This is a genomic window from Zobellia nedashkovskayae, assembly GCF_015330125.1.
GTDB lineage: Bacteria > Bacteroidota > Bacteroidia > Flavobacteriales > Flavobacteriaceae > Zobellia > Zobellia nedashkovskayae.
The window spans coordinates 2,272,880-2,285,071 of record NZ_JADDXR010000002.1 but is presented as its reverse complement, the minus strand read 5'-3'; the positions used below and the strand labels follow the sequence as shown (position 1 = coordinate 2,285,071).

Below are 12,192 nucleotides of genomic sequence, written 5' to 3'. Positions count from 1 at the left end.
AATATTATTTTAATTGGGGTTGTTCAATATGACCAATGCAGCAATGACACCAGGTACCCAGCCGCAGAAAGTCAAAAGTAGAACAATTAGAAAAGACCCACAACCTTTACCGATAACCGCAAGCGGAGGAAAGACAATAGCTAATAATACACGTAAAAAACTCATTCTGATTTGATTTTATTGATTGATGATGTACTTATATGACGCAATAACAATCAACTTGTTACAAATTTCAACTAAAAATTGATAGGCAACTACTCGCCATTTCATCCTAATCATTTATCACATTCATACAAACAGAATGCCAAGCTTATAATTTCATATTACTAGATGCATATAGTAAACTTCCGATAGCTTATATTTGCAGCCTTAAATAGTAAAAAATGCAACTGTCGGAACAAGAAATTATTAGAAGAGAAAAATTGACCAAATTGCGCGAATTGGGCATTAACCCCTATCCCGCTGCTTTATACCCTGTGGATGCAAATTCCAAGGGAATTAAATCCGATTATAAGGAAGGTAAGAAGGTGGTCATTTCAGGTAGATTGATGTCCCGAAGAATTCAAGGCAAGGCTTCTTTTGCCGAGTTGCAGGACAGTGAAGGCCGCATTCAAGTTTATTTTAACCGGGACGAAATCTGTACCGGAGAAGATAAAGGTCTTTACAATGACGTTTATAAGAAATTATTAGATATAGGTGATATCATTGGTATTGAAGGTGAACTTTTCACTACTCAAGTTGGTGAGAAAACGGTTATGGTCAAAAACTTTTCGCTTTTGAGCAAATCGTTACGCCCATTACCTTTACCCAAAAAAGATTCTGAAGGCAAGGTTTTTGATGAATTTAATGACCCAGAAATGAGATACCGCCAACGGTATGTAGATTTGGTGGTCAACCCAAAAGTAAAAGAAACCTTTATTAAACGTACCAAAATTACGAACAGTATCCGTGAGTTTTATAATGAAGCTGGATACTTAGAAGTAGAAACTCCTATCCTTCAGCCTATTCCAGGTGGTGCCGCTGCAAGACCGTTTTTAACGCATCACAATGCATTGAACATGCCTTTGTATTTGCGTATTGCAAACGAGCTCTATCTAAAAAGATTAATTGTTGGCGGATTTGATGGTGTTTATGAGTTTTCCAAGGATTTCCGTAATGAGGGAATGGATCGTACCCACAACCCAGAGTTTACCGTAATGGAACTTTATGTTGCTTACAAGGATTACAATTGGATGATGGATACCACCGAGAAGCTATTGGAAAAAGTAGCTCTTGATGCTAACGGAACTTCTAAAGTTACAGTAGGTAAAAATGAGATTGAATTTAAGGCGCCTTACGCTAGAGTGCCAATTTTAGAAGCGATAAAAATTCATACGGGTAAAGATGTTGCTGGTATGCCAGAAGACGAACTTAGAGAAACGGCAAAAGGTCTTGGTATTGAAGTTGATGCTACCATGGGTATTGGTAAGTTGATAGATGAAATCTTTGGTGAAAAATGTGAGCATCATTATATACAGCCTACATTCATTACAGACTATCCGAAAGAGATGAGTCCGCTTACCAAAGAACACAGAGATAATCCTGCACTTACGGAACGTTTTGAATTAATGGTTAACGGTAAAGAACTGGCAAACGCCTATTCTGAGTTGAACGACCCAATAGAACAACGCGAACGTTTTGAAGAGCAACTAAAACTTTCTGAAAAAGGCGATGATGAAGCAATGTTCATTGACCAGGATTTCCTGCGTGCTCTTGAGTATGGTATGCCTCCTACATCAGGTATTGGTATTGGTATTGACCGTTTGGTGATGTTAATGACTAACAATTCATCTATACAAGAAGTGTTGTTCTTCCCGCAAATGAGACCTGAAAAGAAAGCAATAGAATTAACTGATGAAGAAAAAGCAATTGTGGAGCTACTTAAACCCTCCGGTGCTATGGAATTAGCAGACTTAAAAACAAAAGCTGGACTTAGCGGTAAAAAATGGGATAAGTCTATGAAGGCTTTATCTAAACACGGACTAGTTTCCGTAGCTGTTGAGGGAGACAATAAGACGGTAAAGCTAAAGCAATAAAATAGCTGTTTTTTATATAAAAGGGTGGATCCATCACTAATGGATCCACCCTTTTTTTTTTGATATCTACTCACACTTTTTACTTCCTTCTCTTTGGTTAAATGCTATTTTACACGGAGTGCCATGAACAACTCATATTAATTTCCAAAAACAAAAGAAAAAACATAGCTTAGGAGCACCAATTAAAAACTATGGAATTCAGCAGAAAAGCAGGACTATTTTTAGGCCCTATTCTTTTTTTCGTTATTCGTTTTTTGCCCTTTAATCTGGTCTCCGAAAAAGGAGATGCTGTAATTGCAGTTGCCGTATGGATGGTAATCTGGTGGATAACAGAAGCTATTTCAATTTCAGTAACCGCGCTACTACCCCTACTCCTCTTTCCTTTTCTTAAAATAATGGATATTGGTGATGTGGGTGCAAATTACGGTAGCCCTATAATTTTCTTGTTCTTTGGTGGTTTCGTATTGGCCTTAGCCCTCGAAAAAGTAAATCTCCATAAACGGATTGCCCTGAACATTATAAAAATTACCGGTACAACTCCCAATAAGGTGGTACTAGGATTTATGATTGCTACCGCATCCTTAAGCATGTGGATCAGTAATACGGCCACCACGGTGGTAATGTTGCCTATTGCAATGTCCGTTATCAATCTTTTGGTAAACGATGCAGACGGTTTTACAAAGAGTGATAAGAATTTTGCCCTGTCGGTAATGTTAGGTATTGCTTTTTCGGCCAATGCCGGGGGCGTTGCCACTGTTATTGGTACGCCGCCTAATTCTGTTATGATAGGTCTACTAGAAAACGAATACAATATTGAAATATCCTTTCTAAAATGGATGGTGATCGGAGTTCCCTTTTCAGCCTTAATGATTTGGATCAGTTATTTGGTTTTGGTCAAATGGATGTATCCCAACCGCGACCTTGTATTTTCTGCTTCTAAAGACGTCATCAACAACGAATTGAAAAAGTTGGGGCCTATGAGCGGAAAAGAGAAAATGGTGCTCTGTATTTTTGGAGTAACTGTTTTTCTATGGATTTTTAGAACGGTCATAAATGGTATTTTCCCCACATTAAAATTAAACGACACCATGATTAGCATCATGGCCGCAATAGCTATGTTCTCCATACCTTATAATTTGAAAAAGGGCGATTTTATTATCCAATGGAAAGACACCCAAAAATTAGCTTGGGGTATACTAGTTCTTTTTGGAGGAGGCTTGGCACTCGCAAAAGGCATGTCCGTAAGCGGTATTGTAGATATGGTTTCTGCAGCAATTGGCAATAGTCATGTGAGTATTTTATTCACCGCCATTCTTTTAATAACGCTCATGCTCTTTATGACAGAGCTTATGAGTAACGTAGCTTTAATTGCCGTACTTGCCCCCGTGGTAGCCGGTATTGCTATTGGGTTGGATATTCCCGTACTCTATTTATTAATTCCGGTTACTATAGCCAGTAGTTGCGCCTTTATGCTTCCTATGGCCACACCGCCAAATGCTATTGTCTTTGCCAGTGGCTATGTAAAAGTAAACGAAATGGCAAGAGTAGGGGTTATTTTGAATCTCATAGCCGTGGGCTTATTAGTCTTGATGTTTCAATTTGTAGTCCCCTTGGTGTTTTAAACGAGATAATTCCTCAAAAGAGCATCAGACAGTATATAAAACACAAAACCCCTGTTTATAACAGGGGTTTAGCTAGCTAATTCAAATAATTTACAATGGTTAATTGTTCCTTATATACGGATCAAAGCCGTTGGGTAGATGTTTTTTTGTATCAAAATCGAAAGAAATTTCGTCGTTTGCATCAATGTAGTTGAAACCTTCTACATTATTAGGATATGCGTACGCGTTAAAATCCTGTGGAAGGTATTTCTTAGTATTCAGAATGACATTATTATCCGACTCAATAAAAGGAATTGCACCTAAATCGACATAAATATCATTAGCATCGAAGTTTTCCGGCAGATAATCTGCAGTATCGAAGCCTAAATCAAAATCGGTATCTTCATCAATATAATTAATAGAATGAATAACCGTATCATCTTTTTCGGTTAATGGATCAGCTGCAAAAACTCCGTTTGCGAATATAAGACCCAATATCATACTTATTTTTAAACTCTTGTTAATCATAACTTGGTAAATTTATTTACGAGTCTATATAACGCCGAAACATCTCTTTATTGTTCTTTATATTTTGTGGGAGCTTTCCTAAAAAAGCCTAAATAATCAAATTCGTAAAATGTGAATCAAAACTATAAGAAGTTCGCATTTTAACATCTAATAATTTGCTAGACACTCACGGTTTGAAGGGAATTTTTATTATAGAAAAAAGTATATTTTTTTTCTGACTAGCAGCACGTTACAAGTAGCAGATACGGGTCATCGGTATTTTGTGCTTTTCATCGGCACTCTAAAAATTACAATTTTTCAAAAATGGTAATGAGCTGTCTAATTCACACCCAATAATCCCTTAACCAACCTTAAAAGGTAAAGGCACAAAAATGTTATATTTACGATTGTTAATAGGATTGTCATGTAATCATGACCTTACGCTGTTTCATCACACATCAAAACATTATAATAAAAGCTTACATGTTCAAAAACGTATTTACCAAAGTAGTTTTCTCATTACTTCTTATCACTTCCCTGTCAGCCGAAGCTCAAATTTTTAAAAAGAAGAATGACAATACGGAGAAGTCAGATAAAAAAGAAGATGACAAAAAATCTAAAATAAAGCCATACGGCAAGGTCATAACCAAAGACGCAAAAACGGATAAAGGCCTTTTTGACATACATATTGTAGAGGAAGATCACTTTTATGAAATACCAGATTCGCTTTTCAATAAAGAAATGTTGATGGTAAGTCGGATTTCAAAGACGGCCACAGGCATTGGTTTTGGTGGAGGCAAGATTAACACTCAGGTACTTCGTTGGGAAAGGAAGCCTAAAAAAGTTTTGCTTCGTGTTGTTAGCCATGAGGTTGTTGCCGCAGATTCCTTACCAGTGCATGAGGCTGTGGTAAATTCTAATTTTGAACCGGTTCTTTTCGCTTTTGATATCATGGCTATAAAAAAGGACACTGCAAACCCAACTACGGTCATTCAGGTAAATGAACTTTTTGAAAAAGATGCACAGGCTTTGGGCATGCCGGATTCATACAGAGAAAAATATAAAGTCTCCCGATTAGATGAAACAAGAAGCTATATTGAATCTATTAAGAGTTATCCTTTAAATGTTGAAGCACGCCACGTAAAGACCTACTTGGCGAAAAAGCCACCCAGCAATGGTAGTCTTGGTTCTATTTCTATAGAAATCAACAACTCTATGATACTCTTACCAGCCGAGCCTATGAGACGTCGTGACTTTGATGAGCGTGTGGGGTGGTTTGAAAGTGCCCAAACGGATTATGGTTTGGACGCTCAAAAAAGTAAAACAGTAAAGTTCCTGGATCGCTGGCGCTTAGAAGTCAAAGATGAGGACTTGGAAAAATACAAAAGTGGCGAGCTGGTAGAACCTAAAAACCAGATTATATATTATGTAGATAGAGCTACGCCAAAAAAATGGCTTCCTTATATAAAGCAGGGTATTGAAGATTGGCAGGTTGCTTTTGAAGAAGCAGGTTTTAAAAATGCCATCATTGCCAAAGAACCACCTTCTGTACTGGAAGACCCAGAATGGTCTCCTGAAGATGTGCGTTATTCTGTAGTCCGTTATCTGGCCTCACCAATTCCAAATGCCAACGGACCACATGTAAGCGATCCACGAAGTGGCGAAATATTAGAATCTGACATTAACTGGTATCATAATGTAATGACCTTATTACATAACTGGTTTTTTGTACAAACAGCAGCTATTAACCCTGATGCTAGGACTACAGAGTTTAAAGATGAAACTATGGGACGGTTAATTCGTTTTGTTTCTGCTCATGAGGTTGGTCATACTTTAGGGTTACCTCATAATATGGGTAGTAGTGTTGCCTACCCTGTAGATTCGCTCCGATCAGCTTCTTTTACTAAAAAATATGGCACGGCCCCATCCATAATGGATTATGCCCGTTTTAATTATATAGCCCAACCGGAGGATGGAGATGTTGCTCTGATGCCTAACATTGGTATTTATGACAAGTATGCCATTAAATGGGGATACAAGCCTATTTTAGATGTCTCTGCAGAAGAGGAAAACAAAATTCTTGATAGTTGGATTTTAGAGCATGCGGGAGACCCATTATATCGTTTTGGACATCAACAGGTAGGTGATGTTGTAGATCCAAGTTCGCAAACGGAGGATTTAGGCGATGATGCCATTAAAGCTAGTTTATATGGCATAGAAAATTTAAAGCGTATTGTACCCAACCTTATTACCTGGACGAAAGAGGATGGAAAGACGTATGAAGATCTTGAAAAAATCTACGGTCAGGTTGTCGCACAATTTCAGCGTTATATGGGTCATGTATCTAATAATATTGGTGGTGTTTACGAATATCAAAAAACCTACGACCAAGAAGGTGCGGTTTATATACCGGTAACTAAAGAACATCAGCAAGACTGCATGATTTTTTTACAAGACCAACTATTTGCCACGCCAGAGTGGCTTCTTGACCATAATATTTTCAACAAGATTCAATATTCAGGTTTTGTGGAGGAGATTAGAGCCATGCAAACTAAAACTTTGGATAATATTCTCAGCCTAGGAAAGCTACAACGTTTGGTTGAAAATGAAACTGCCAACGGAGCGGAAGCTTACCAATTAACAAATATGATGAGCGAGCTTCGCGGTGGTATCTGGTCAGAATTAAAAAACGGTGAAAATATAGATACCTATAGAAGAAACCTTCAAAAAGCACATGTTGAAAGGTTGAACTATTTGATGACCGCAAAAGACCAAAAAAAACTACCTGACTTTGGAGGCTATCAAAAATCGACAGTTGTACATACTAGTCAATCGGATATACGTTCAGTGGCCCGTGCAGAGTTACAAATTTTACAGCGAACCATTGAAAATGCCATTACAAGAACTTCAGATAGCATGAGTAAGTATCACTTACAAGACGTTAGTGACCGTATTGAGCAGATTTTAGATCCTAAGTAACCACATATTTCAGTATGGCGCCAATGATGTTTTACGCAAGCATTATTACCGCCGTACTGTATATTATTAGGATAATGCCATTTACTGTTAGAAAAAATGAACTTAATTCCTCAAAACATCGACGAACTACATCACGTATCGATGAAGGGAAATTGCAGACAACAACTTTGGGATAGTTGACCACAAACCATGGTCGCTTTACAACAACCTTTTTTTCCGCCTTCTTCTTTTCCCTAGATTAGTATAAGAATCAGAAAAACATACCCCATGTCTCAAAAACTAAAAAGTTCTTTATACCTAGCCGGATTCGTAATTGCATCATTAGTTTATTACAATCAAACCAATTCTGACCAATCTCCCCAGACGGTAGAAATGGCATCGGCAGATATGGAACAAGTTAGCTCTGCAGAGGCATTGGACTAAAATATTTAAACACTGAACGACCTACTTTGTGAGGGCGAAGAAATAATTTCTTCGCCCTTTTTTTTGCTATAAAGTCAACCTCTCCATCCTGTTAATTATTCCATAAATAAGATAACCTGGTTAAACCTTATTGATTCTTCTCACTCTAAGTAGTATAATCTTAAACAAAAAAACATGAAAAAGATAATTGTAGCATTAGTATGCATGGTAGGGCTTACCGCAATGGCCCAAAAAGAAAAAGGTCACGGTAGAGATGGTATGAAAGACTTAACTGCGGAACAGATAGCAACTCTTCATACGAAGAAAATGACCTTGGCATTAGACTTAACATTGGCCCAACAAGAGAAAGTAAAAGCTATTACTTTAGAACAGGCAAAAGAACGCAAAGCAAAATATGCAGAACGCAAAGCACAGAAAGAAGAAGGCGAACGTAAAAAGCCAACTTCAGAAGAGCGTTACGCTATGGAAAATGCCAAATTGGACAAGATGATTGCACAAAAGGCTGAAATGAAAAATATTCTTTCTGCTGAGCAATACGAGAAATGGCAAAAAATGGATAAGCAAAGAGGTAATAAACATTCCAAGAAAGGAAAAGGAGAACGAAAATCAAGAAAGTAGGGGATTATTTTTATATAGAAAAGGGCTGCATGTACGTGCAGCCCTTTTTTTGTTTTCCAGCCTAATGCTTATTTAGCTATTTTTATGCTACATCAAAAAAATAACGACCAAAGAGTAATGACCAAAGAGTTTGAACGTATTGTTTCTAGAGTATATAAACCATCTTATTTATCTATTTCTGAATTGGAATTAGAAAAAGAGAGTAAGGAGTATGAGGCTTGTAGATTTCAATTGAATAGTAAAAGCATTATTTTTAGAAATGCCAAAATCACACCTAAGAAGGTTGGTCAATTCGTTACTTTTTGGAAGCGAATTGAAAATGGCCCTATTTGCCCATTTGAAGAAAGTGATTTATTTGATTACTTCGTAATTAATGTAGGTAAGGGAGATTTAATAGGGCAGTTCGTATTCCCTAGAAACGTACTACTTGAAAAGGGAATAGTTTCAACATTAAAAAAGGAAGGTAAACGTGGTTTTCGCGTGTACCCTTTGTGGGATAAAGCAACAAGCAAACAAGCGCTAACCACCCAAAAGTGGCAGCTGAATTATTTTTATCAAATAGACAAAAAAATAGATGTAAATAAAGTACTTACCTTATACAACGAACTCTAATATTTACTAAAAACCCTTTTCTTATGAAAACAATGACATGCAAACAACTAGGCGGTGCTTGTGACATGGAATTTTCTGCAAATACATTTGAAGAAATTGCCGACTTAAGTAAAACCCACGGTATGGAGATGTTCCAAAAAAAAGATTCCGCCCATCTAAAAGCAATGGGCGAGATGCAAAATCTTATGAAGTCTCCAAATGGAATGCAGGACTGGTTTGAAAACAAAAGAAAAGAATTTGCTTCAATGCCAGATAGAGACTAACATTCCGTAAAATAGATTTATAATTCTACCTTTTTCAATGCTGCTACAGTCTCATCTATATCCCCATAGGTTAGCGCGTCATTTAAGAAATAACTTTCAAATGCACTTGGCGGCAAGTAAATTCCGTTTTGTAGCATCCCATGAAAGTACTTTTTAAAGGTCTCATTGTTGCCTTTTGCGGAGCTGTCAAAATCAACTACAGCATCTTCAGTAAAATGTACGGATATCATACTTCCAAATCGGTTAATTTGATAAGGAACTCCTTTAGTTTTTAAAACCGCATCTAAACCTTCATGAAGGTAAGCAGTCTTTTTAGCCAGACTTTCAAAAACTTCGGGCTTCTTATTCAATTCCGTAAGCATTGCCAAACCAGCAGCCATGGCTAGTGGGTTACCACTTAAAGTTCCTGCTTGATAAACTGGTCCTTCTGGCGCCAAATGTGACATAATTTCTGTTTTAGCTGCAAAAGCACCTACAGGTAAACCTCCACCGATCACTTTTCCAAAACAAACAATATCCGCATCAATGCCTAGCGCTTCTTGAGCACCACCTTTTCCTAAACGGAAACCGGTCATAACCTCATCAAACAACAACAAAATCCCTTCTTGGGTACAGAGTTCACGAAGTCCTTTTATAAATTCTTCCGTAGGAACTATACATCCCATATTACCTGCAACCGGTTCAATAATTACCGTTGCTATTTCACCTTTGTTAGCAGCAACTAGTGCACGAACACTTTCTATATCATTGTAAGTAGCCAAAAGAGTGTCCTTGGCAGTACCTTCTGTTACACCAGGACTATTAGGGCTACCAAAAGTTACGGCACCACTACCCGCTTGTATTAAAAACGAATCTGAATGACCATGGTAACAACCAGCGAATTTTATAATCTTATCTTTACCTGTATACCCACGAGCCAAACGCACGGCACTCATACAAGCTTCCGTCCCGCTGTTTACAAATCTTATTTTATCAATATTAGGCACCATAGATACCGCCAATTGTGCTAACTGCGTTTCAATTTCTGTAGGCATCCCAAAAGAAGTACCTAGTTTTGCCTTCTCAATTACCGCATTAATTACGGGTTCGTGAGCATGACCTAAAATTAACGGACCCCATGAAGCGATATAATCGATTAATCGATTATCATCTTCATCATACAAATAAGCCCCTTTTGCTTTTTTTACGAAAATAGGGTCTCCTCCTACGGCCTTAAAAGCGCGAACTGGTGAGTTGACTCCCCCTGGAATATATTTTTGCGCCTCAGCAAATAGGGCGCTACTTCTTTGATATAACATCTATTTATTAAAATTTTCTGTCTTAACGGTAAGTTCTTGACCTACATCTAAATTACTATCATACATATAGTTCCATCGTTTTAAATCCTCTACGGAAACTGAATATGACCTAGAAATAGAATACAATGTATCTCCCTTTTGAACCACATGCACTTTGTTCTGAGTACTGGCTACTATTACCGGTTCTCCTTTTTGTTGACTATAACCTTGCTTCGCTATTTCTGTATCATACTTGTACAGCTCATACCGTTCAATTAATGAAATAAGCTTTTGTGGATAATGCTTATCCGTAGCATAACCAGCCTGTCTTAGGCCTTTGGCCCATCTTTTGTAATCATCGTTCCTATAATCGAATAAAAAACCATAACGAGAACGGCCTTTTAAAAAGATACTGTGATCCCGGTAGGAATACATAGGATGATTATATTTTCTAAAGCATTCTCCTTTTTCATCATCATCATGAAAATCATAATCACCTTCCCAACCAGTATGGCATTTAATACCAAAATGGTTATTTGTTTTTAAAGCTAAAGCTCCTTTTCCTAGTCCACTTTCCAACAAACCCTGGGCCAACGTAATACTTGCCGGTATACCAAAAGCTTTCATTTCCATTTGGGCAACCTCATAAAAAGTCTCTACATATTCTTCTGGAGACCCAATACTAAAACGCAAGAATTCTCCTGTATCTTCAGGCATCGGATAAAGGCCATCGTCTGGTTTTTTAGTCTCCTTTTTTACAACAACTACTTCTGTTTTCTTTTTTGGAGCCTCACTTCTGGTCGCAACCGTACGCTTCGCTTTACATCCAATAAAAACTATGCTGAAAAGTGATAATACTATAAGTCTACGTATCATATATCTATTAATGGTAGATTTTTCTTTAGTAAATTACGGTTCATCCCGTCAATACCTTGGAGTCCTCCACTATGGATTGCCAGTATTTTTGTATTAGGAGGAAAATATCCTTTCTGAATTAAATCTAAAATACCATATAGCATTTTCCCGGTATAAATGGGATCTAAAGGTATTTGAGTGTTTAATTTGAAATTGTTTATAAAACTTACCAACTCTTCCGTCACCTTTGCGTAACCTCCAAAATGATAGTCTGTTACCAACTTCCAATTTTCTCTCAATGCAAATTTACAAATATCTTCTTGTAAAAAATCTCCTTTAAGTGCGGGAAACCCTAAAACTTTTTGTGGCGCAAATGCACCATTACTAATCCCTGCTATGGTACCACCCGTACCAACGGCACAACATACAACATTAAAATCGGTATCACTTGTAGTTAGAATTTCTTCACAGCCCTTTATAGCCAAAGGATTGGTTCCGCCTTCTGGCAAAAGATAAAAAGCACCAAATTCTTCTTTTAATTCATCAATAAATTCTGGAGTATCTTTTTCTCGGTATGCTTCCCTAGAAACAAATTTGAATTGCATACCATGGGATTCCGCTAGTTTTAAAGTACTATTCTCTTGCCATTTTTGGGCAAGTTCCTCGCCCCGTATAATTCCAATAGTTTTTAAACCATGAATTTTACCGGCGTAGGCCGTAGCCGCAATATGGTTGGAAAAAGCCCCGCCAAACGTAAGAAGCGTATCAAAACCTTGGGTCTTTGCTACTTTTAAATTGTATTTAAGTTTTCTGTATTTATTCCCAGAAATTAAGGGGTGTATGCGGTCTTCCCTTTTAAGAACAAGGGATACTCCTTTCTGGTCAAGAATGGGTAAATGTACTTCTTGATTTTCGGTCGTTACGCGCATACTTTACAAAAGTAGGGCGAAAAACAGTGCTATTAAAGTGAAGTGTTAATTAC

Annotated in this window: 12 protein-coding genes; 7 read left to right on the top strand and 5 right to left on the bottom strand. The window is 37.5% G+C overall.

Annotation, left to right across the window (positions count from 1 at the left end; translation table 11 throughout):
- Positions 1–9: 9 nt before the first annotated feature.
- Entirely contained in the window at positions 10–165 is a 156-nt protein-coding gene (locus IWB64_RS09550; RefSeq protein WP_081889202.1) for a YqaE/Pmp3 family membrane protein, read from the bottom strand.
- 218 nt (positions 166–383) lie between these two features.
- Between IWB64_RS09550 and lysS the strand changes: the two genes are divergently transcribed.
- Positions 384–2,075 (top strand): lysine--tRNA ligase, encoded by a 1,692-nt coding sequence (lysS, locus tag IWB64_RS09545; RefSeq protein WP_194533796.1) that lies wholly within the window; start codon positions 384–386, stop codon positions 2,073–2,075.
- A gap of 191 nt (positions 2,076–2,266) precedes the next feature.
- Positions 2,267–3,697, top strand: coding sequence for an SLC13 family permease (locus IWB64_RS09540; protein WP_194533795.1), 1,431 nt, complete (start codon positions 2,267–2,269; stop codon positions 3,695–3,697).
- Positions 3,698–3,796: 99 nt separating this feature from the next.
- Here the strand turns inward: IWB64_RS09540 and IWB64_RS09535 are convergent, their stop codons facing one another.
- Positions 3,797–4,204, bottom strand: a complete 408-nt coding sequence (locus tag IWB64_RS09535; protein WP_194533794.1) for a hypothetical protein — start codon at positions 4,202–4,204, stop codon at positions 3,797–3,799.
- Between the two features lie 462 nt (positions 4,205–4,666).
- Between IWB64_RS09535 and IWB64_RS09530 the strand changes: the two genes are divergently transcribed.
- The 5 genes from IWB64_RS09530 (at position 4,667) to IWB64_RS09510 (ending at position 9,078) form a co-directional block, all read left to right on the top strand.
- On the top strand, positions 4,667–7,162 hold the full coding sequence (locus IWB64_RS09530; protein ID WP_194533793.1) for a zinc-dependent metalloprotease: 2,496 nt from the start codon (positions 4,667–4,669) through the stop codon (positions 7,160–7,162).
- 267 nt (positions 7,163–7,429) lie between these two features.
- Positions 7,430–7,585 carry a hypothetical protein gene (locus IWB64_RS09525; RefSeq protein ID WP_194533792.1) on the top strand — a complete coding sequence of 52 codons (156 nt, stop codon included), beginning with the start codon at positions 7,430–7,432 and terminating at the stop codon, positions 7,583–7,585.
- 174 nt (positions 7,586–7,759) lie between these two features.
- A complete protein-coding gene (locus tag IWB64_RS09520) occupies positions 7,760–8,203 on the top strand; it encodes a hypothetical protein (RefSeq protein WP_194533791.1) in 444 nt (147 codons plus the stop codon).
- An 84-nt stretch (positions 8,204–8,287) separates the two neighbouring features.
- The gene (locus IWB64_RS09515; protein ID WP_226975846.1) at positions 8,288–8,815 is read left to right on the top strand and encodes a MepB family protein; all 528 of its coding nucleotides are present in this window, start codon (positions 8,288–8,290) and stop codon (positions 8,813–8,815) included.
- A 23-nt stretch (positions 8,816–8,838) separates the two neighbouring features.
- Positions 8,839–9,078 carry a DUF1059 domain-containing protein gene (locus IWB64_RS09510; RefSeq protein WP_194533790.1) on the top strand — a complete coding sequence of 80 codons (240 nt, stop codon included), beginning with the start codon at positions 8,839–8,841 and terminating at the stop codon, positions 9,076–9,078.
- A 17-nt stretch (positions 9,079–9,095) separates the two neighbouring features.
- Here IWB64_RS09510 and hemL read toward each other — a convergent pair whose 3' ends face one another.
- From hemL to IWB64_RS09495, 3 genes are read right to left on the bottom strand one after another with little or no spacing between them, the layout of a single operon-like run.
- Positions 9,096–10,376 carry a glutamate-1-semialdehyde 2,1-aminomutase gene (hemL, locus tag IWB64_RS09505; protein WP_194533789.1) on the bottom strand — a complete coding sequence of 427 codons (1,281 nt, stop codon included), beginning with the start codon at positions 10,374–10,376 and terminating at the stop codon, positions 9,096–9,098.
- The gene (locus IWB64_RS09500) at positions 10,377–11,231 is read right to left on the bottom strand and encodes a glucosaminidase domain-containing protein (RefSeq protein WP_194533788.1); all 855 of its coding nucleotides are present in this window, start codon (positions 11,229–11,231) and stop codon (positions 10,377–10,379) included.
- Complete coding sequence (locus tag IWB64_RS09495) at positions 11,228–12,139, bottom strand: 1-aminocyclopropane-1-carboxylate deaminase/D-cysteine desulfhydrase (RefSeq protein ID WP_194533787.1); 912 nt, start codon at positions 12,137–12,139, stop codon at positions 11,228–11,230. Before IWB64_RS09495 ends, IWB64_RS09500 begins: the two co-directional genes overlap by 4 nt.
- Between the last annotated feature and the right edge of the window lie 53 nt (positions 12,140–12,192).

What these genes read in the sequence shown, in the direction of transcription:
- IWB64_RS09535 (WP_194533794.1), bottom strand. Translation starts at nt 4,204, where the DNA reads ATGATTAACAAGAGTTTAAAAATAAGTATGATATTGGGTCTTATATTC.
- IWB64_RS09550 (WP_081889202.1), bottom strand. Translation starts at nt 165, where the DNA reads ATGAGTTTTTTACGTGTATTATTAGCTATTGTCTTTCCTCCGCTTGCG.
- IWB64_RS09530 (WP_194533793.1), top strand. Translation starts at nt 4,667, where the DNA reads ATGTTCAAAAACGTATTTACCAAAGTAGTTTTCTCATTACTTCTTATC.
- IWB64_RS09510 (WP_194533790.1), top strand. Translation starts at nt 8,839, where the DNA reads ATGAAAACAATGACATGCAAACAACTAGGCGGTGCTTGTGACATGGAA.
- IWB64_RS09515 (WP_226975846.1), top strand. Translation starts at nt 8,288, where the DNA reads ATGCTACATCAAAAAAATAACGACCAAAGAGTAATGACCAAAGAGTTT.
- lysS (WP_194533796.1), top strand. Translation starts at nt 384, where the DNA reads ATGCAACTGTCGGAACAAGAAATTATTAGAAGAGAAAAATTGACCAAA.
- IWB64_RS09495 (WP_194533787.1), bottom strand. Translation starts at nt 12,139, where the DNA reads ATGCGCGTAACGACCGAAAATCAAGAAGTACATTTACCCATTCTTGAC.
- IWB64_RS09520 (WP_194533791.1), top strand. Translation starts at nt 7,760, where the DNA reads ATGAAAAAGATAATTGTAGCATTAGTATGCATGGTAGGGCTTACCGCA.
- hemL (WP_194533789.1), bottom strand. Translation starts at nt 10,376, where the DNA reads ATGTTATATCAAAGAAGTAGCGCCCTATTTGCTGAGGCGCAAAAATAT.
- IWB64_RS09525 (WP_194533792.1), top strand. Translation starts at nt 7,430, where the DNA reads ATGTCTCAAAAACTAAAAAGTTCTTTATACCTAGCCGGATTCGTAATT.
- IWB64_RS09500 (WP_194533788.1), bottom strand. Translation starts at nt 11,231, where the DNA reads ATGATACGTAGACTTATAGTATTATCACTTTTCAGCATAGTTTTTATT.
- IWB64_RS09540 (WP_194533795.1), top strand. Translation starts at nt 2,267, where the DNA reads ATGGAATTCAGCAGAAAAGCAGGACTATTTTTAGGCCCTATTCTTTTT.